17 protein-coding genes are annotated in these 20,459 nt (G+C 37.6%); all 17 read right to left on the reverse strand.

What is annotated here, in order from left to right; translation table 11 throughout:
• Positions 1–241: 241 nt before the first annotated feature.
• The 17 genes from AAEY94_RS09555 to AAEY94_RS09635 all read right to left on the reverse strand — a co-directional run bounded on the left by AAEY94_RS09555 (position 242) and on the right by AAEY94_RS09635 (position 20,455).
• On the reverse strand, positions 242–1,078 hold the full coding sequence (locus AAEY94_RS09555) for an ATP-grasp fold amidoligase family protein (RefSeq protein ID WP_350978598.1): 837 nt from the start codon (positions 1,076–1,078) through the stop codon (positions 242–244).
• On the reverse strand, positions 1,075–2,184 hold the full coding sequence (locus AAEY94_RS09560) for a CapA family protein (protein ID WP_350978600.1): 1,110 nt from the start codon (positions 2,182–2,184) through the stop codon (positions 1,075–1,077). Before AAEY94_RS09560 ends, AAEY94_RS09555 begins: the two co-directional genes overlap by 4 nt.
• Positions 2,162–3,427: an oligosaccharide flippase family protein gene (locus tag AAEY94_RS09565; RefSeq protein WP_350978601.1), complete on the reverse strand. Its 1,266-nt coding sequence runs from the start codon at positions 3,425–3,427 to the stop codon at positions 2,162–2,164. Before AAEY94_RS09565 ends, AAEY94_RS09560 begins: the two co-directional genes overlap by 23 nt.
• Positions 3,424–4,659, reverse strand: coding sequence for a hypothetical protein (locus AAEY94_RS09570; RefSeq protein WP_350978603.1), 1,236 nt, complete (start codon positions 4,657–4,659; stop codon positions 3,424–3,426). The genes AAEY94_RS09565 and AAEY94_RS09570 overlap by 4 nt, the downstream gene beginning before the upstream one ends.
• A gap of 94 nt (positions 4,660–4,753) precedes the next feature.
• Positions 4,754–6,004: a UDP-N-acetylglucosamine 1-carboxyvinyltransferase gene (gene murA, locus AAEY94_RS09575; RefSeq protein ID WP_350978605.1), complete on the reverse strand. Its 1,251-nt coding sequence runs from the start codon at positions 6,002–6,004 to the stop codon at positions 4,754–4,756.
• Between the two features lie 19 nt (positions 6,005–6,023).
• The gene (gene murB / locus AAEY94_RS09580) at positions 6,024–7,022 is read right to left on the reverse strand and encodes a UDP-N-acetylmuramate dehydrogenase (protein ID WP_350978607.1); all 999 of its coding nucleotides are present in this window, start codon (positions 7,020–7,022) and stop codon (positions 6,024–6,026) included.
• Positions 7,009–7,566 (reverse strand): dTDP-4-dehydrorhamnose 3,5-epimerase, encoded by a 558-nt coding sequence (gene rfbC / locus AAEY94_RS09585; RefSeq protein ID WP_350978609.1) that lies wholly within the window; start codon positions 7,564–7,566, stop codon positions 7,009–7,011. The genes murB and rfbC overlap by 14 nt, the downstream gene beginning before the upstream one ends.
• Positions 7,567–8,442 (reverse strand): dTDP-4-dehydrorhamnose reductase, encoded by an 876-nt coding sequence (rfbD, locus tag AAEY94_RS09590; protein WP_350978611.1) that lies wholly within the window; start codon positions 8,440–8,442, stop codon positions 7,567–7,569.
• On the reverse strand, positions 8,439–9,314 hold the full coding sequence (gene rfbA / locus AAEY94_RS09595) for a glucose-1-phosphate thymidylyltransferase RfbA (protein ID WP_350978613.1): 876 nt from the start codon (positions 9,312–9,314) through the stop codon (positions 8,439–8,441). Before rfbA ends, rfbD begins: the two co-directional genes overlap by 4 nt.
• A complete protein-coding gene (gene rfbB / locus AAEY94_RS09600; protein WP_350978615.1) occupies positions 9,311–10,417 on the reverse strand; it encodes a dTDP-glucose 4,6-dehydratase in 1,107 nt (368 codons plus the stop codon). Before rfbB ends, rfbA begins: the two co-directional genes overlap by 4 nt.
• A gap of 202 nt (positions 10,418–10,619) precedes the next feature.
• Entirely contained in the window at positions 10,620–12,851 is a 2,232-nt protein-coding gene (locus tag AAEY94_RS09605) for a polysaccharide biosynthesis tyrosine autokinase (protein ID WP_350978617.1), read from the reverse strand.
• Between the two features lie 14 nt (positions 12,852–12,865).
• Positions 12,866–13,300 (reverse strand): low molecular weight protein-tyrosine-phosphatase, encoded by a 435-nt coding sequence (locus AAEY94_RS09610; RefSeq protein ID WP_350978618.1) that lies wholly within the window; start codon positions 13,298–13,300, stop codon positions 12,866–12,868.
• A gap of 35 nt (positions 13,301–13,335) precedes the next feature.
• A complete protein-coding gene (locus AAEY94_RS09615; protein ID WP_350978620.1) occupies positions 13,336–14,448 on the reverse strand; it encodes a polysaccharide export protein in 1,113 nt (370 codons plus the stop codon).
• A 1,544-nt stretch (positions 14,449–15,992) separates the two neighbouring features.
• Entirely contained in the window at positions 15,993–17,429 is a 1,437-nt protein-coding gene (locus tag AAEY94_RS09620; protein ID WP_350978622.1) for a phosphomannomutase, read from the reverse strand.
• A gap of 3 nt (positions 17,430–17,432) precedes the next feature.
• Positions 17,433–18,848, reverse strand: a complete 1,416-nt coding sequence (locus AAEY94_RS09625) for a mannose-1-phosphate guanylyltransferase/mannose-6-phosphate isomerase (RefSeq protein ID WP_101086435.1) — start codon at positions 18,846–18,848, stop codon at positions 17,433–17,435.
• 13 nt (positions 18,849–18,861) lie between these two features.
• Complete coding sequence (locus tag AAEY94_RS09630) at positions 18,862–19,863, reverse strand: WaaS/CpsH family glycosyltransferase (RefSeq protein ID WP_350978624.1); 1,002 nt, start codon at positions 19,861–19,863, stop codon at positions 18,862–18,864.
• On the reverse strand, positions 19,856–20,455 hold the full coding sequence (locus AAEY94_RS09635) for a DapH/DapD/GlmU-related protein (protein WP_350978625.1): 600 nt from the start codon (positions 20,453–20,455) through the stop codon (positions 19,856–19,858). Before AAEY94_RS09635 ends, AAEY94_RS09630 begins: the two co-directional genes overlap by 8 nt.
• Positions 20,456–20,459: the final 4 nt, after the last annotated feature.

Consider the following 20,459-nt stretch of genomic DNA (forward strand, 5'->3'; position numbering starts at 1 on the left):
ACCCATACTAATTGCAAGGTCTACATTCCTAGCCCATAAAACACTAACAAGACACCAAAAAAAGAATATACAATACAAATAAACAAAGGGTTCAACTCTTAATTTTAGTCTAGAAATCAGACAAAAAAATAAATAGATAAAATTGAGGATAAAAACAATATAAAAAACAAAAACATTGTTCTCAGTATTAAAGAATAAAGAAAAAAACAGTAAAAATGATAAGCAATGTTTTATATTAAATTTATATGTAATCATTCAAAATCACTTCTTTACCGGCCGGGAGGACTTTTTCCCTAGCGGAACCATGACAGTTTGTAATTTCACCTACCTTAATATCCTCTCCGTTAGTATATAAATCAATTCTAATTATATTATCGAAATTAACGGCTAGTTTCTCTGCAATATATAACATATCAACAAAATTACGAGGTTTAACCTGAGGTTCCGAAATTTGGTATTTAGTTGAGAAATCTAGGAATTCAAATTTCTTATTATAGAAACTACGTTTATGAACTTCAGCTCTATCAACATCTACTTGTAAGAAAAGAAATTTACCATCAAAAAAGAAAAACTTATAATCAGATAAATTTTCATTACCATACAAAATAGGTTCAACTATAATACGTTTTTTAAGATTCTTATAATTTATTTCTCTAGTAACCTCATAATAATTTTCTTCAAACCAACTTTGAACACTATCTAACTTGATGCTATCTCCTTTTTTTAGAAAGACTACATTACCGCTTGAATGGCAAGGTTTAGCAATGCAATCTGAAGGAGCCACAAAGTTTAAAACATCATTTTCATTATTTAGTAAACAGATCGTTGGAACTGAATAATTTGAATTTAAAACGCCAGAAACAAATTGTTTAACCAAATATTTATCTGAAATAAAACATCTTGTAGGATCATTTAATATCCCTGACATTTTTACGTTATGCAGAACATCTATAAAATTACTTGAATTATTTGGTAGTCTTTGATGAAAATAAATAAAGCTAATAAAAGCAAATAACTTATCCCCATATCTATTTTTTGGAATGAAATTTAACATCATAAACTTAATAATATTTTTCATTTTTCTTCCTTAGAAAACGAATCTAAAACAACCTCTCGGTGTGACTCGCATGAAATGTAATTTTGTTTCAGTAATTTGCTCTGGCTTGTATACAGTAATTTATTTATTTTCAAGCGGCTAAATACAGTGTATGCTCCTTTGAAAAAAACAGGAGAACAAACTCTAAACAAATACTTTTCTGAATTTTCTACCAAAAAATCATCCCACAATTTAAGATAAATATCTTTATCATTGATTGATGCCGACATGGCAGTCAAATCAACATAAAACGAACAATGGTCACTATTAGAAAGTTTCATAGTTCCTCCTATGGATACCGCTTGTTTGAAACCAAAGTAAGTATAATTTATTGCTTTTTTTGATAGTTCTAAATTGACAACCAAGCCTTCAAGCCAACCTTTAGGGGGCTTTTTACTATTGAAAAGACAATTTCCTAGTGAATAAAAAATCGGCTTACTTTTATACTCCTCAATAGGCCCTACAATGTGCGTATGGCTAGATATAACGCTACTAACTCCCATATCAACATACATTTTACACAACTGACGGTACTTAGGGCTCGGTAACGAAGAAAATTCATTCCCCCCATGAATAAAAATGATTACATGGTCATATTTAGTGACAGCACTAGCGATTCGATTATAAGAATAAATTGGATTCAGAGGAGCTACACCTGGATAATTCCCAAAAGTAAGACTAAATTCATCTTCAGCCATACCAATTAAAGCTACAGTGACATTATTTTTGCTGATCACTGTTTCTTTAAAAGCTGTGTTTAAATCTACACCGGCACCAAAATAGCGTTTTCCCTTAGACTCTAGATATTTGATAGTATCTGTTAAACCACTTGAGGAAAAGTCCATCATATGATTATTAGCTAAGCTAAAAATATCAATACTATCCAAAATTTCATTTGGTAGATGTGACATTTTTAAATTAGGTCCAATTTTTCTTAGCCTATCAGTACCTGCTGTTACTGGGGACTCCAAGTTGGCCACAACAAAATCACATTTATCCAACTCGCTTTTAATGTCTAGTAACAAATCCCCTTTGCACTCCAAATATGCTTTGTCTAAATATATGTCACCTAGAAATGCAATCTTCATTTTTCGTATTTACCCTAATATTTAAAAGTATAATGAACACACCGAGTAACAATGCTGTAGTACCAGCAAGAGTATAAATTAAAACAGTATTGTGGAAATCACAGCCCAAAAAGACGCTTAGACCGAGCGATAGATATGAGGAAATAAAAAATATTAAATTAATTCCAAGCTGTAACTTTTGTGCTCTAAATATATTTAAACTTTGTGAAATAACCGACATACACAATTTAACGGTACCAAGAACTATCAACAAAGTTATAATAGAAGAAATACCTGCCCATTGTTCTCCTAATAAAATATTAATTAAACTATGTCCAAAAAAAACAAACAACACAACAAATGGAATACTAAGTACCAAGAAAAAAAACACCATTTGTAAGGAATGTTTAAAAATTTTACCTCTATTTTTTTCTTTCCTGTATTCACCAAGATATATTTGACTCAAAGCAATCCCAATTGAGTTAACCGGCATGTTCACCAAATTATTTGCCATAACAAATAATCCAACTTCATTTGCAGCAAACATACTCGACATAATAAAAACTGGAGCATATTGTGAGGAAATAAGTATAAACTGAGACAAAACCTGATACTTTGGATAGTCTTTGTATTTTACTAAAAATTGTCTAAACTGTACCTTATCTATTACAAAGACCTTAAAACTTTTTATAATATTATCTTTTGCACCTAGCCAGAGGATCAAGAAACCAAAACATTCCGCAACTAATAAAGAATAAATAAGACCATCTGCCGCCGAAAAGTACACCATCAATAATCTAGCTATATTTAAAAAAATCGAGGATGAAACTTTAGCACCACCGATATAAGGATAGTTACCATTCGAAATGACAGTATTTGTTAATACATTGTTTATTGCTGTTATATAAACATAAATAACAAAAATTAAGCCAAGGCCTTCTAAAGCCCCACTGTTGAACATTTCAAAAAAGTTTACTAAAAATGAAAGAAATAAAGCTAAAAGTGAAATCAGAGTAAAACTTATAAAGATACCAATACTTTTTTCATTTACAGAATCAGCAATGGGAATGGTTACAGAAATTCGTAAGGATGAAATAGCAACAAGGCAAGATGCGATACCAAGAAAAAGGGTGGCTATTCCAAAATCTTCAGGTTTATAAAGCCTCGCTAAAACGGGAATAAAAGCGACTACTATTATTTGAGAAAGTATATTGCTACTAACATTAAAGAAAACTGATCTTATAGCATTACTTTTTTTATTCACCGATTAAACCTTATCCGTAACCTTGAAAAAACATATATTTTAAACATTAAAAATAAAGACCATAAACTTAAACCTTTGTATTTAGAATTTTTAATAATATCTATATAATTTACAATTACTTTATCAATATTGAAAAAATCGTTAAAACAACGAATTGAGAAACCCTTTGACTTTGCTAAACAATCTGCATCATTGATTATATCTTGTATGCTTAGTATGTTATTTTCCTCATATGAATCTATTTCGTCAATCTCGAAACGTGGTGAAAAATTGACTTTAAAAGCATTTTTAAAATTTTCGGGTTTTAACAACACAGGGTGTTTTGAGTTTTTAGCTGAAACCAAAATAGGTAACCCTAATGAAGCGCCTTCCATTACGCTTCTGCCATTAGCTATAACTGCATCACCAACTGTTAACAACTCACTTGCTTTAGCTGTGTACTTGTTTTCTGTAAAGAAATATATTGGTAAACCTACAGCTAACTTCTTAATGTCTTCATATACCTTTTGGTTCTGCACAACTCCTATAATAATTAAAGTAGATGAATAAGATTTACCCCCGTCATTTAACAACCTTATTAGCTCTATAGATTGACACAGATTAAGAAAGTACTCTTCTGTTATCCTTATAACTTGAACAAACTTAAATGTTTCTTCTACAAAACATTTTCTAATTTCGTTAACCAACTGAATATTAACTTCAGATTTCATACTTCTATTGGGCAAAAAATGAATCAATGTTTCATTAAAACTAGTCTTTTCCTTGAAATAATTGAAATTTTCCAAGCTAAAAACTATAAGTTCTTTCACAATTGGATAATTACGACCTGGATTTGGACCGCCAGGTTTAACCAAGATTAGTGGTATCTTAAAAAATTTAGAAATTAATGAGGGTATGATATTAACCCGAAGATCAATAGAAACTAATTTATCAATATTATAATAATTTACAGCTTTTTGAAATGTAGTAAGTGCTTTACATAAACCTAGTGGAACATTAATTACTTTAACATTTGATGTTTCTAGAACTGGAGATATTCCAATTCCAATATTGAATATAACTACTTGTTGTGACTCACTTATTTTATCAGCAATTATTTTTAAATCCCAAAAATGTCCACCACGTCCATGACCAAAAGTACCAATTATGAAGCCTATGTTACAAGAATTACTAACATCAATTTTTTCGATGTTAGTTTCAGTGTACTTTGAAATCTTTTCTTCATTTTGCATGACAAAATTTGACTATTTAATTATCTTAAACAATCATCCTTAAAATTAAAGGTGATAATCAAATTAACTATCACCTTCTTATTTAATCAACAAATTAGCTCGTTATACGAGTTACACTTGCACCTACTGATTGCAATTTAGCCTCTATATTCTCATATCCACGGTCTAAGTGATAAATACGTTCGACTGTAGTAGTTCCCTCTGCAACAAGCCCTGCAATAACAAGTGATGCCGAAGCTCTCAAATCTGTTGCCATTACAGTTGCGCCTTTAAATTTGCAATTGCCAACGACTTTAGCATGACTGCCATGAATACTAATATTTGCATTCATCCTATTAAGTTCTGCAACATGCATAAATCTATTTTCAAAAATGGTTTCTTCGACTGTACCAACCCCATCCGCTACACAATTGAGCACTGTAAATTGAGCCTGCATATCAGTAGGGAATCCTGGATGTGGCTGAGTTTGTATATCCACAGCTTTGAGACGTTTGTCTCGATAAACCGTAACACCGTTCTCATCCTCAACTAAAGATATACCAGCTTGTGTTAATTTACTTAATATTGAAGAAAAATCTTTTTTTCTAATATTTGTCAAAGTTAGATTTGAATCGGTTATCGCTGATGCGATGACGAATGTTCCAGCTTCTATTCTATCTGCCATAACGGTATGCTTCGAGCTATTTAATTCACTCACACCTTCTATTGTTATGACTGAAGTCCCGTCACCTACAATATTAGCACCCATACTTCTTAAGCACTTACAAAGATCAACGATTTCAGGTTCCATAGCAGCATTATTGACAACTGTTGTGCCTAAAGCCAACGTCGCAGCAAGAATTATATTTTCAGTACCACCAACGGTAGGCATATCAAAATAAACTTCGGCGCCAATTAGTTGGCCTTCAGCTATAACGTAACCTTCTTCAATTAATATCTTAGCCCCTAGGCTTTCTAAGGCTTTTAAATGTTGATCAACAGGTCTACTGCCAATTGCACATCCACCAGGAAGTGACACCTTAGCTTTTCCAAACCTTGTAAGTAAAGGTCCAAGAACAAGAATAGATGCACGCATAGTTTTAACCAAATCATAAGATGCGAAAGTGTTTTCAATATTTGAACAATCTATTTCTAAGTGATTATCACTAAATTGGGTCTTAGCACCCATTGAACTTAAAATTTCCATTAATGTATACACATCTTTAAGCTCAGGGACATTATCTAATATTAATTTACCGTCTAATAGTAATGCTGCACAAATTAAAGGCAATGTAGCATTTTTTGCGCCTGATATCGGTATAGAACCTTTTAACTTCTTCCCACCAACTATTATTAATTTTTCCAAAACTATATCTCTCTATAAATTACCAAAAAACGGGTTCAACTTCCAAATTAATTCCAAACCTTTCAGAAATATCTTTCTTTAACGATGTTACAAAGTAATCTATTCTAGTTAAACTATTCGTTGATATGTTTGTCAAAACGAGAGAATGCATTGTACTCATAGCAACTCCATCAACATTCTTCCCTTTCCAACCTGCATGCTCAATAATCCAAGCTGCACTGATCTTATAATCTGTCTCATATTCATAATAAACAAGATTTTCACATTTCAAAATCAACTTATCTAATTCTGATTTATTTAATATTGGATTTTTAAAAAAACTTCCAGCATTAGGTTCAATTACTGGGTTTGGTAATTTTATAGACCTAATATTTTTAATGTTCTTAGCAATATTTTTTATACTGAAGTTTCCAGAAGACATAGCAGTCTTCAGTTCATTCCCTCTAATGTTCGGTTCGTAATCATTTTCAAATTCGAATTCAACTTCTGTAATAACAAAGGAATTATTAATACTACTTTTAAATAAACTATCTCTATAGCTAAAGTTACACTCTGAATTAATAAATGTTTTGAACTCGTAAGTTCGTGTATCAAACACTCTAACAGACTTAATATATTGACAAACTTCTGTGCCATAAGCACCGATATTCTGGATCGGTGCAGCTCCTACGGTACCTGGTATACTACTGAGAAACTCTAGACCTCCAATATTCTCTGAAACGAGCAAATCAACAAAGCAACTCCAATTTTCACCGGCTTTTGCCACAACTATTGTAGTTTTTTCGCTTCGTTGAATATTAATACCTTTACTTTCTAACTTTATGACTACAGGTATTTCTTTACTGCTCAACCAAATATTACTTCCGGACCCAATAACTTTAAAACAATCATTTTTTACAATATCATTTACAAATAATGTTCGTAACTCATTTTCATCAGATATTCGGTGAAATTGTTTGGCTATTGCAGATAAATTTAATGTATTAAATTTTTGTAATTGGACATTATATTGAACCATTAAAATACTCCGCATCATTAAAATCAATAGCATTCATATCTTTATTACTTAATATAGGTGTTGCCGATAGAGGCCATCCTATATTAACAGATTCGTCATTCCACTTAATAGAGTGTTCAAATTTTGGATTATAGTAGTGAGTACATTTATATACAAATTCAGCTTCGTCACTTGTTACATAAAATCCATGAGCAAAACCTTCGGGGACCCAAAGTTGACGTTTATTTTCCGCTGAAAGGTATTCCCCAACCCACTCACCAAAAGTTGCGGAGCCCTTTCGTATATCTACAGCTACATCAAATACCTCACCAGAAACTACACGTACTAGTTTTCCTTGAGTATTTTCAGTTTGGTAATGTAAACCTCGCAAAATTCCTTTCTTGGATTTTGAATGGTTATCTTGTACAAATAGTGTTGGTTTACCTGTAACTAATTCTTCAAATTTAGATTGATTCCAAGTTTCCATAAAAAAACCGCGTTCATCGCCAAATACTGTAGGCTCAATAATTTTAACGTCAGGTATCTTTGTATTTATTACTTTCATTTACAAATACTCTTTAATTCGTGTTAACGCTGCTTGCCAGTCACTCTGTTTAATGCCAAATGCATTATAAATCTTGTCACAATTTAAACGAGAGTTTGCTGGACGTTTAGCTGGAGTTGGATAGTCTAGTGTGGTTATTGGATTAACTTTAATTGGCTGAACGAGTACGTTTTGTTCCAATGCTATTTCAAATATTTTTTGTGCAAAAGAATGCCAACTTACATAGGGGAAGCCAGAAAAATGATAGATACCATAAGAATGACTATCATGCGCAATCTGCTTTGAGATTGTTAGAATTGCCTTTGCTATATCATCGGCATTAGTCGGACCACCAAATTGATCAGCGACAACACCTATGGTATCTCTAGTTTTAGCAAGGCGTAGCATGGTTTTGACGAAGTTATTACCGTGTTCACCAAAGACCCAAGCTGTTCTCAATATAATATGTTTAGGACAAGCCTGAGCAACTGCTTGTTCACCGGCTAACTTACTACGGCCGTACTCACCTTGAGGAGCAGTAACATCTAGCTCAGTATAGCTCTCTGCGCTATCGCCATTGAACACATAATCGGTAGATATATGAATGATGACTGCATTGATTTTATTTGCCGCTAGCGCAAGATTTTGTGGACCGTCTCTATTGATAGCATTGGCTAATTCACATTCTTGTTCAGCTGTATCTACAGCGGTATATGCCGCGGCATTAACGATAATATTAGGCCGAAATTCACTAACTATTTTATCAACTTGGATTGGGTCGGTGATATCCAATTCTTCACGATCTAATGCTAAGAATGTTAGCTCAGTATGTGCTTCGAGCAGATCGACTAAACAACTCCCTACTTGACCATTTTTACCCGTAATTAATATTTTCATACTGAAGTTTCGCTAGCTAAACGCTCCAAGTATTGACCATAGTTATTTTTCATCATTGGCTTGGCCAATTCAGCGAGTTGTTCGGAACTTAACCATCCATGACGCCAAGCGATCTCTTCTAAGCAGGCCACTTTTAGACCTTGTACATTTTCTATCGTTTGTACAAAAGAAGACGCTTCATGCAAACTTTCATGAGTGCCAGTATCTAACCATGCAAAGCCGCGACCGAGCAACTCAACATTCAAGTTACCTTGGTTCAAATACATTTCATTTAACGTGGTGATTTCTAATTCACCGCGATGTGACGGTTTAACTTGCTTTGCCATTTCGACAACATTGTTGTCGTAGAAGTACAAACCGGTGACAGCATAATTTGATTTTGGCTTCGTTGGTTTTTCTTCTATCGATACGGCTTTCAAATCTTTATCAAACTCAACCACACCAAATCTTTCTGGATCTTTGACTTGATAACCAAATACTGTGGCACCGTTTTCTCTGTTCGCAGCATTCTTCAATGTTTTACTAAAGGATTGACCATAAAAAATATTATCACCCAATACCAAACAAACACTGTCGTTACCGATAAACTCTTCGCCAATAATGAAAGCTTGTGCAAGGCCATCTGGGCTTGGCTGTATTGCGAATTCTAGGTTTATACCATAATCACTACCATCACCAAGTAATCGCTTAAAACCAGCTTGGTCTTCTAATGTGGTAATAATCAGAATATCTCTGATACCTGCCAACATTAACGTTGATATTGGATAGTAAATCATGGGCTTATCGTAAATCGGTAACATTTGTTTAGACGTACCACGTGTAAGTGGGTACAGACGTGTACCAGAACCGCCAGCTAATACGATGCCTTTCATTTATTAGTTTCCTTGCCACATGTTTCTACACCTAGACGGTCACGCTGATAACTGCCATCTTGTACGTGTTGACACCACGTTTGATTAGTTAAATACCATTCAATTGTCTTTTTAAGCCCAGTTTCAAATGTTTCTACCGGCGTCCAGCCAAGTTCACGCTGCATTTTGCTCGAATCAATTGCATAACGACGATCATGACCAGGTCTATCAGTTACATAGGTAATTTGCTCTGCATAAGGAGTAGCTTTAGGCACTAAAGAATCTAAAATTGAGCAAATTGTTTGAACGACTTCTAAGTTTTGTTTTTCGTTATGGCCGCCAATATTGTAGGTCTCACCAACCTTACCGCTTGTGACTACTTTATAAAGTGCACGAGCATGGTCTTCTACATACAACCAATCACGAATTTGCTCTCCTTTACCGTAAATTGGAAGTGGCTTCCCTTCTAATGCATTGAGGATAACTAATGGAATTAACTTCTCAGGAAAATGATACGGACCGTAGTTGTTAGAACAGTTAGTCACAATGGTTGGTAAACCGTATGTGCGTAACCAAGCTCTGACTAGGTGGTCACTTGATGCTTTAGATGCTGAATAAGGACTGCTTGGTGCATAAGATGTTTTTTCAGTAAATAATGGTAGCGCTTCATTTGAACTCTGCCCATCTTGTTCATCAGGATGAGGCAAATCTCCGTACACTTCATCGGTAGAGATGTGATGAAAACGAAATGCTTTTTTGGCATCTACTGACAACGTATTCCAATACTCTCTCGTCGCTTCAAGCAACGTGTAAGTACCAACAATATTGGTTTGAATAAAATCTGATGGTCCGGTGATTGAACGGTCAACGTGCGATTCTGCCGCAAGGTGCATCACGGCATCCGGTTGGTGTTGCTTAAAGACGCGGTCCAATTCAGCACGGTCACAGATATCGACTTGTTCAAAAGCATAGCGGTCATAATGTTCTACACTGACAAGCGATTCGAGGTTGCCTGCATACGTTAATTTATCAACATTGATGACACTGTCTTGGGTATTATTGATGATATGACGCACTACTGCAGAGCCGATAAAGCCGGCACCACCTGTGACTAAAATTTTCATTATTGTGTATCCGAGAGCTATTGAGTAGTCTATTTTAAGAGTCGATTTAGATTAAGGGAAATTGAATATTTACAACTTTGGATCTCAGCCTTACAAACCAAGCTGAGACACTTTTAATCCATTTTGAGACAGGCTAATCTTCGCTAACCTGCATAGGGCCTCGGTTTGACTGTTTTCTTAAAAACAGTCCCAATAGGCTCTATTACTTATCCGACTTATATTCATAGTTGTAATAACCATAATAGCCATAAGCATTACTTGCTTTTTTCACTACACCATTAAACACAACGCCTTTCACGTCTATTCCGTTTTGTTCGAAGCGATTACGGGTCAATTCGATTTCACGGAGATGATTCTGACCAAAACGGGCAACCAACAACGTCGTGCCAGTGTGGGCACTGACAATGGCCGGATCGGTTACCGCTAATATTGGTGGAGTGTCTATAATAACCAAATCGTATGCAGCGCTTACTTCTTCGACTAGATTGCTAAAATTAGTGTGCATTAATAATTCAGAAGGATTTGGCGGTATTTGGCCACGAGTAATGACGCTTAAACCATTAACTTTAGTTGCTTTAGTCACTTGTCCTAGAGTTAAACGGCCAGATAAATAATCACTTAAGCCATCATCCCACTTTAGGCCAAACTGGGTTTGTAAATAGCCTTTACGCATATCAGCATCGATAATTAGTACTTTTTTACCACTTTGGGCCAGTATTGCCGCTAAGTTAACCGAAATAAATGACTTACCCACCCCTGGGCTTGGGCCAGATATAGCAATAATATTATTTTTTGCTTCCATCATGGCAAAATGCAGACTGGTACGAAGACTGCGTAGGGCCTCAATGGATAAATCGGCCGGATTGTCTATGGCTAAAATCGATTTAGCCTTTGCAGCCGCTTTGGTTTTACTCAATTTACCGAAGCCCATAAGCTTCTGTTGATTTTCTGAATACGGCACACTGGCATAAACAGGCAAGCCTATTGCTTCAATCTCGCTAGGGTCTTCTACGCCACGGTGCATTGCTTTTTGCACTAACACAATCGCAATGGCTAACATGCCACCTAACATCGTTGCCATAACTACAATTAGTGGCTTCTTAGGTTTGACTGGTTTAGAGGTGTTGACCTCGGCAGAGTCAATAATGCGCACATTACCGACGGTACCGGCACGAACGATATCCAGCTCCTGAGTTTTACCTAATAACATGGTATAAATCTCGTTACTGACTTCAACATCGCGTTTTAAGCGTAACAATTCTTGTTGAGTTTCAGGTAAATTGCCTACCTGACCTACAAGCTCTTTCTTTTGATCATTAACCGCACTAATTTGCTCGACTAAGCCCTGGTAAGTAGGATGATCTTTTTTGAACTTACGACTTATTTCTAGTCGTTTTAATTCCAACTCTTGTAATTTAGTCTCTAGGGCAACAACTTGCTCAAGCACGCCTTGGGTTTCTAGGGTGATGTTAATAGACTGACGCTTTATTTGGTAATCGTTAAAGCGTTGCTCCGCAAATTCAAGTTGCTTTTTAATCTCGGGTAATTGAACTTCTAAAAACTCTAATGATTTTTGCGCTTCTGCAGAATTTCGTTCAACATTACGACGGACATAAATTGCCGCAACTTTATCGAGTACTTTTTCGGCATAATTCGGGTTATCGCTTTGTAAGCTTAAGTTAATAATGCCTGAGTCTTTACCTTTCTCACTGGCACCTATTGCGGTTTGTAAATCTAGAATAGTGTTTAGTCTATCTTGGCGAGTGATTGTAAACTCAGTTCCAGGGCGCGCATGTAACGAGCGCACGGTTAAGTTAAATTTTGCATTACTTAACTCTTGGCCCACTTTGCCTTTTAGAATTTGCTCGCCATCGTCGTTTAATAACGCTACTGCATTGTTTTCTAAAGTGACTAACGTAAAACCTAAGCCTATGGCCGATTTTGGTACATCGAAACGGAATACATCGATAATTTCGCCGCCCCAGGCGTAACTGCTGGCACCAAAACTGGGGTCAGCTATATCACCTTCATTCATAGGCGCAAATTTACGAAATGAGCGAGAACCAATAAATGGAAATAGCTTTGGCTCAGCAATAACATCTAGCTTTAAATTATCGACTGCTTCACCAATCACCGAGCGTGATTTTAATAGTTCAATTTCGGTTACGGCTGTTGAAGTACTTTCGAACATTCCCGCCATGTCATCTAAACCAGGCACGGATGAGCCGCTGTCTTCTACTTGTATCATCGCAGTTGCCTGGTACACAGGTGTTGATAACACTGCATACACCACGCCGACGAACATGAATAACGCGGTTAAACCAATAATAAAATATTTGCGGTCTAACAAGGCGCCAAACAATGCCATTAAATCGATTTCTTGTGCTTGCTGAGCAAGGTTATCAGTTTTTTTTGTTGTAGGCTGAGCACTCATTAAGTTGCCATTCCTTATAGATATTTTTGCCAAGCGCTACATGCGCTATCGATTAATGCGTACACATGCTCAAAGGCTTCTTGGCTTTGGCGATACGGATCGGGAATTTCTGCATTATTAATCCATTTCCCTAATAAAAACGTTTTACCACGCGCCTCAGGGTAGCGGCTGTGAACATCGTTTAAATGGCGTTGTTCCATAACAAGAATGACACTATTAGTGGCAATTAATTGCGACGACAATTGCTGACCTTGGTGTGAGTCCATTACCACACCATGACTTAAGGCAATTTTTTGCGCCATGGAGTCAGCTGATTTACCGACTAATGCGGTTAATCCTGCTGATGCGATGGTGATATTTTTATCGATAAGCTTGCTTTTTAAAACATACTCAGCGGTTGGGCTGCGGCAAATATTGCCTGCACAAACCATTAATACTGAATCAAACATAGTGTAAAACCCTTAACGGAGTAGACATTGATTGATTAGTTTGAAATACCATCAATTTGATCTAATGACGCGACCGAAGGCAGTAACAAGCTGATTACGCGGTTCCAACGGGCCAATGGTGCAGAGGTTACATACACAATATCGTGCGGTTGTAACTCAAATTGCTCAGCCAGTACCAACGAGGCAATATTCTTAGCATGTAATTGATATACATCGGCTAAAATACCCGTTTGTTGATAATCGCGTTTACGCAGTACAAATATGCCGTTAGCATCGGCGGTATTTTCGTTTAAGCCGCCTGAATCACTTAACGCCTCTGCTAGGTTTAAGCCATAACGGTTAAGCATTACCGTACCGGCTTTTTTGACATCACCTAATACAAACACTTTTTGCGCATCGTTACGATTTACGTGCACGATGTCGCCGTCTTGCAGTAAACGGTTTTGTGATATATCGCCTTGAGCATAAAACTTGTCTAACTCTATAATCTCAGTGGTTTCACCACGAGTAAATGTCACCGTGCGCCAGTCGGCAGATTCTGATAAGCCGCCCGCCTGGTTTAATGCATCAATAAGGGTTAATGGAATTTCTGTAATAGGAAACACACCCGGTTGGGTGACTTCACCGGTGATATAGGTTTTTTGGCTTCTAAAACCAACCACTTTAATATCGACTTGAGGGTCTGTTATGACTTTACTTAACCGTTCAACCAATTCTTTATGCAATTGTCTGACTGTTTTACCTACCGCAGGAATATTGGGTGCATAAGCATAAGTAACGGTGCCATCTTGTTGTACCCTAAAACCATCAAACTCGGCAGTACGTTGAACCGCAGCAGGAATGGTTAATTCAGGGTGATCCCATACACCGATGGTTAATACGTCACCAATTCCTAATTTATAGTTATAGTTGCTGGTATCGATACCTGCATAACTGGACATCGGTTTAGCACTTTTTCGAAGTTGTTTTTGCTGTGCTATTAATGATGCATCAATAATTTGAATGTTGACCTTATCTAAGTCTTGTTCGAGGCTTCTTGTTTGATCACCAGAATCAATCCCCTCAAAATGACTGCCGGGAACAATGGCGCAACCCGACACAGATACAAGCAAAAATGATGTAATGAGTGTTTTGTAACTAAACGTCATTGTATGATTCCAATTTATTTAAATTTTTTGTAATGAATTAAGGGTAAAAGATAGAAAGCTTAGAAAACAAAAGCCTAAAAAGCAAAAGCCTAGATGCTAGATTCTAGGGCGCTACGCTTCTAAGTAGAGCAAAAGGCTAGAAAGCAAAAGCCTGGATGCTAGATTGCTATCGCACGTCATCGCTCTATACCGCCTGACACCGCTCTAACTGCTAGATTCTAGGGCGCTACGCTTCTAAGTAGAGCAAAAGGCTAGCAAGCAAAAGCCTAGAGTCTAGATTGCTATCGCACGTCATCGCTCTATACCGCCTGACACCGCTCTAACTGCTAGAGTCTAGTTCATTTATTATCGTTTTTATAATTTTAGGATTAGCTGACTCGTTAAGGAACAAAGGCGTTGCCATGTTTCTTATGAGAATTGAGTGAACATAATCCATTATTTATTCAAGGAGATTAGTCGACAAGCCAAAAGGGCTCATTCGCTATTTATTGTTCGATATCGCCTGATACCGTTTGTTATCTATTACTAGCGCTTCGTACCAAAAAACGTTAACGCTAGATTGCTATCGCACGTCATCGCTTTATACCGCCTGACACCGCTCTAACTGCTAGAGCGCTGCGCTGCTATAAAATCTTTACAGCGAAGCTGTCCTTAGCAGGACGAAGTCCGATCTAGAAGCGAAGCGCACTATCCGCGAAGCGGCGTAGAAACAAAAGCCTAACGACTAGATTCTAGGGCGCTGCGCTGCTATAAAATCTTAACTGCGAAGCTGTCCTTAGCAGGACATAGTCCGCCCTAGAAGCGAAGCGCACTAGCTGCGTAGCGGCCTAGGCTCTATGGTGCTTCTATAAAATCTTTACTGCGAAGCAGTCCCTAGCAGGACGAAGTCCGATCTAGAAGCGAAGCGCACTATCCGCGAAGCGGTCTAGAGCCTATTAGAGCCTAGAGCGATCTTCAGACACGCTACCGCCCATAGGTTACGGCTCCAGCATGCCTAAAATTTCAACGAAACTTCCATTTTTTAAGCATTTACGACTAAATTACGTCGAATATGCATTTTGAGCGCTGATTATACTTAAAATTTCTGTAATTTACAGACGGAAATGACAATCTTGTGATTAATTTTGACATTATATTGCGGTTACGTGACAGAAACACTATAGCCAAAAAAACTAACATACAGTATTAAACCCTAATTAATCATCATGATAAGCCTACAATAACGGTTACAATTAGATATTTGACTTGCGGTATTTATTTTTAGTCATAAAAAAAGGATATTGCTGATGCAATATCCTTTTTTTGAAGCAAAAATACACATTTATTGGCATTTTTAATTAATCTGTCTGTAGTTAACTTTTTATTTTATCAGTGTAATTGCATATTTTAACCGAAACCGACTGATACACCTTTTTCTACTTTAGTGTGCGCTACTGCTGTTGTTCAACTTGCAGCAACTTGGTTGCAATATCTTGTTAGTATTGGCTAGTCACAAAAAATTAATGTTACATGTTAATGCCAAGTCTTAAGCCCTAGTATAAGCACTACATGTTCGCTAAAGTGCGAGTCATAATAGTTAGTACTTTGGTTACCCATTGTTTTGCAGTTTCAAGGTTATCGGCCTCGACATAGCAACGAAACTCAGGTGCATTACCTGATGGGCGCAAATGAATAATTAATCCGCTTGCTAAGGTGAGTCGCAGGCCATCGGTTGCATCGACATTAACAAGTTCATCGGCATTAACGCCTAATGTCGTCAGTAATTCTTGAGGTGATGCATGCACCGTTGCAATGATGGCTTTGCTTTTGTCGGTTGGAAAGTCTTTTAAACGATCGCTGTGAGTATAACGTTGCGGTAAATGGCCTACTTGAGCCGCAATACCTGTCGTTTGTGATAAAGCTAATACCGCTAATGCCGGCAAAACGGCATCACGAGTTGGTAAGGCTGTTAAACTAGATTGAGATTGATTTAAGCTTACATCACTGCCAAGTAAAAAACCGCCGTTGGCTTCAAAACCTGCCACTGTAGCGAACTGAGTTAACAACGGAGCAAAAGCTTCGATGACATAAGGTGAACCAATTTTAGTTCGTTTAACTGTTTGGAATAATTTAGTTTGCTCTATAGCAGTATTACAACTAACAGGAATAGCCAGCGCTTCTATATTAAGGTACTTGCTGCACAACAGGCCTAATATATCACCTCTTAACCAATGACCATTTTCGTCGGCAAGCATAGGACGATCGCCATCACCGTCGGTAGAAAATAGTGCGTCAAGCTTGTGCAATCTCACCCAGTCGAGCGCTTTTTGGCAGTCTTGTTCACTCACGGCTTCTGTGTCTATAGGAACAAATACATCACTACGTTCTAAGGTAACAACATCTGCTCCGAGTTTACTAAACAACTCAGGATAGATATCCCGGCCAGCACTGGAATGTTGGTAAATGCCTATTCGCTTACCTTGTAATAGTGTATTGCTGAATACATTTAAATAACGTTGAATATAGTGTTGTGCAGCATTTGGATTAACCGTTAATGGGTCGAGCTCGGTTAATGCACTAAATCCAACTTGGCTCGAGAGAATCGCCAGTTCATTTTGCTTAGAAATTTCGCCATCTGGTCGATAAAACTTGAGTCCGTTACGGTCGAACGGAATATGACTTCCGGTAACCATAATTGAAGGAATGTTTTGTTGCATGGCAACATAGGCCAATGCCGGTGTTGGTATTACGCCGTAATATTGAGATTTAAGGCCTAATTGCGCTAATGCTTGTGCACAAGCTTGGGCCATAGCATAACTACTAGGGCGATTGTCTATCGCAATGGCTATGGTATCAAAGGTAAAGTCTTGCTGCATAACAGCGACAAAGGCATGAGTAAATGCAGCGCATACCTCTGGGGTAAATTGCTCAACTAACCCGCGCGCACCACTGGTACCAAAAAGCACGCCGCTTTGAGCTAAAGTTGCTTTAGTGTTTAACATCAGTTATTTCCCTTCTACACGGCCGTAGCGGTCTTCAAAACGGACGATGTCATCTTCGCCTAAATACGAACCCGATTGAACTTCGATAAGTTCTAATGGCATTTTGCCTGGATTTTCTAGTGCGTGGATTACGCCGACGGGAATATAAGTAGACTGGTTTTCGGTTAATAGAATCTCTTTGTCACCATTGGTTACTTTGGCCGTGCCCGATACCACAATCCAATGTTCTGCGCGGTGGTGATGCATTTGTACTGACAATTTCGCACCAGGTTTGACGGTAATACGCTTAACTTGAAAACGCTCACCGTTGTCAATTGAGTCGTATTGCCCCCAAGGACGATAAACTTCACGGTGAAATGTGACTTCAGAACGTTGTTCAGACTTAAGCTGATTAACAATTGCTTTTACGTGTTGCGAATGGTCTTTATGCGCAACTAATACCGCATCTTTAGTGTTAACGATGACTAAATTTTCAACACCAACGGTGGCAACAAGTTTATCTTCACCAAAAACCAAGGTGTTTTTAGTATCGACAGCTTTAACATCGCCTTTGAACACATTGCCATTATTGTCTTTTTCAGATACATCCCATAATGCTGCAAAACCACCTACGTCGCTCCAACCGGCGTCCATTGGTACAACGACAGCATCTTGAGTTTGCTCCATTACGGCATAATCGATAGATTCATCTGGACACGCTTCAAACGCGGCTTTGTCGACACGAATAAAGTCCAGATCATTATTTTGTACTCGCATGGCTGCTTCGCAAGCGGCATAAATGTCTGGTCGAAATGCTTTTAGCTCGGTTAAGTAACGGCTAGCTTTGAATAAAAACATGCCGCTGTTCCAATAATAATCACCGCTTTGAATATATTGTTGCGCTGTGACGAGGTCCGGTTTTTCGACAAAGCTGTCGACAACAAAACCGCTTTGAAATTGCTGGCCGCGTTTTATATAACCATAGCCGGTTTCTGGTTTGTTACCTACAATGCCAAACGTCACCAGCTTGTCTTGTGCTGCTAACTCTGCCGCCTTTGCGACACTTTGTTGAAACGCACTTACGTCATCAATAACATGGTCTGCAGCCAACACTAACAACAATGGGTCTTGGCCTTGCTCTGTGGCTTTAAATGCTGCTAATGCAATGGCCGGTGCAGTATTTCGGCCTACTGGCTCTAAAAATATCCCGCTATGTTTAACCCCAAGCTGCCTAATTTGTTCTGCTGCAATAAAACGATGTTCTTCATTACAGATAAGCATTGCAGGCGTATGTTCAAGGCCTTTTAAACGTGTAATGGTGTTTTGCAGCATTGTTTGCTCACCACTTAAGGTTAAAAATTGCTTGGGGTAATTACCGCGCGAAAGCGGCCATAAACGTGTACCTGAACCGCCAGCCATAATAATAGGTGTAATTGTCATAATGCCGCCAATGCTATTTTAAAAGTGTGTCCAACCAATGGGACAAGGAAAGAGGTGTTGTCGATATATTGCCAATGGCAACTTGTTTAACAAATTGTTGTTTTTGGTCGTTGCTCCACACGGTTCCATTGGTGCGGTCGAGAATGTCGATGGCTGCAATTGGTTGGTGTAATAACACGTAAGGATTTGTTGTCAGCAAGTTGTAATCTAGACTCAAGGTTTCCCAGGTTCGCATGGTTAACCCCGACTGTCCTTTATGGTGTATATCGATAATAAAACGACTATCTGAGAAAATATCGTTCATAGTGTCGCGATCAATAATGTCGAATGTAATCCATTCTTTAGGACATTTTCTTACATAAGGATCGAGTAGATAAAATACACAGAATTGTATTTTGCTTTGAAAATAAATTTTAATAAATGAGGCTGCAGAATGGCCTTGTTGATTGTTTACTACCTGATATAACAGCTTTGCTCTGTCGCCGTGATAACTGCCAATAAAACTGTATTGATAGCTGTTGGCTGATTTGTTTGATGCTGCGCTGCTAGTGTTATCATCTGGATAGAATAATGGCACATACTCTAATTGGTGTTGCTGGCAATCGGCAAAGTCGAATGACATAGCCTTATCTGCTGCCGCAGCTAATTGAACAAATCCATTTGAGTTAGCTATAGAATCCCAACAATATACAACCACGCGGACTTTTGGATTTAACCTCTTAATCCCCTGTATTAAAAGCGGTGAAATACAGGTGCCTTTAACAATAATAACGGTGGTTATATCGTCTATTAACGGAGTGATTTTATCGAGTAATTGTTGACTATACTGGCGCGAAATAAAGTGATTGTAATTAGCTACGTTATATTTGATTAACGCTTTACCAATAGAAGAACATAGCGGTCTGTCGGGAAAAGAGTGTACAGAAGTAAAACGCTTTGTTAGTTGGTTTTCAATCAGTACTTTATAGTCGAAAAATGCGGGACAAATTAATACTGCGTGGTCGTTATTACCCATGAATTGCTAGCCACTTTTTTTGCTCGAAGTTATAAGTTTTAATTACTTTGGCAGGATTACCTACCGCAATTGAAAATGCCGGTACATTTTTAGATACCACAGCATTAGCGCCAATGATTGCACCTTGGCCAATGGTTACACCAGGTAAAACAATCACTCCTTCGCCTAACCATACATTTTGTTCTATTACGACGGGGGTACCTGTTAATGGTCTGTCTTTGCATATTGATAGTGGATCTGAATGCACGTCACCACCGTAGCTACCATGATTGAGATCGGTAATAAACACTCGACTCGCGATTAACACATTATCGCCGATACTGACACTTTTTAGAGCTGCTATGTGCACTGAATCATTAACCTGACAATTGTCACCAATAGCAATATTAATTTCTCCATGTTGGCCATGGGCTTCGAAACGACAATAACGACCAGTCGAAAAACCCTTACCGATTTGGATATTTTGTTTGCCGCGACAATCAAATGGACGACGTATTATTTTAGCTTGTTTGAACAGAAAATAGGTTAATACTTTCTCATAAGCTAAGGACAGAATACCAAAGAAGCCGTAATGTTTGATTAAATTACCCAAAATC

This window comes from Shewanella sp. AC34-MNA-CIBAN-0136, assembly GCF_040309945.1.
GTDB lineage: Bacteria > Pseudomonadota > Gammaproteobacteria > Enterobacterales > Shewanellaceae > Shewanella.

Bases quoted from the DNA above. Each gene is read 5' to 3' on its own strand.
- AAEY94_RS09555 (WP_350978598.1), bottom strand. From the start codon at position 1,078: ATGAAAAATATTATTAAGTTTATGATGTTAAATTTCATTCCAAAAAAT.
- AAEY94_RS09560 (WP_350978600.1), bottom strand. From the start codon at position 2,184: ATGAAGATTGCATTTCTAGGTGACATATATTTAGACAAAGCATATTTG.
- AAEY94_RS09570 (WP_350978603.1), bottom strand. From the start codon at position 4,659: ATGCAAAATGAAGAAAAGATTTCAAAGTACACTGAAACTAACATCGAA.
- murB (WP_350978607.1), bottom strand. From the start codon at position 7,022: ATGGTTCAATATAATGTCCAATTACAAAAATTTAATACATTAAATTTA.
- rfbC (WP_350978609.1), bottom strand. From the start codon at position 7,566: ATGAAAGTAATAAATACAAAGATACCTGACGTTAAAATTATTGAGCCT.
- rfbD (WP_350978611.1), bottom strand. From the start codon at position 8,442: ATGAAAATATTAATTACGGGTAAAAATGGTCAAGTAGGGAGTTGTTTA.
- rfbA (WP_350978613.1), bottom strand. From the start codon at position 9,314: ATGAAAGGCATCGTATTAGCTGGCGGTTCTGGTACACGTCTGTACCCA.
- rfbB (WP_350978615.1), bottom strand. From the start codon at position 10,417: ATGAAAATTTTAGTCACAGGTGGTGCCGGCTTTATCGGCTCTGCAGTA.
- AAEY94_RS09605 (WP_350978617.1), bottom strand. From the start codon at position 12,851: ATGAGTGCTCAGCCTACAACAAAAAAAACTGATAACCTTGCTCAGCAA.
- AAEY94_RS09610 (WP_350978618.1), bottom strand. From the start codon at position 13,300: ATGTTTGATTCAGTATTAATGGTTTGTGCAGGCAATATTTGCCGCAGC.
- AAEY94_RS09615 (WP_350978620.1), bottom strand. From the start codon at position 14,448: ATGACGTTTAGTTACAAAACACTCATTACATCATTTTTGCTTGTATCT.
- AAEY94_RS09620 (WP_350978622.1), bottom strand. From the start codon at position 17,429: ATGTTAAACACTAAAGCAACTTTAGCTCAAAGCGGCGTGCTTTTTGGT.
- AAEY94_RS09625 (WP_101086435.1), bottom strand. From the start codon at position 18,848: ATGACAATTACACCTATTATTATGGCTGGCGGTTCAGGTACACGTTTA.
- AAEY94_RS09630 (WP_350978624.1), bottom strand. From the start codon at position 19,863: ATGGGTAATAACGACCACGCAGTATTAATTTGTCCCGCATTTTTCGAC.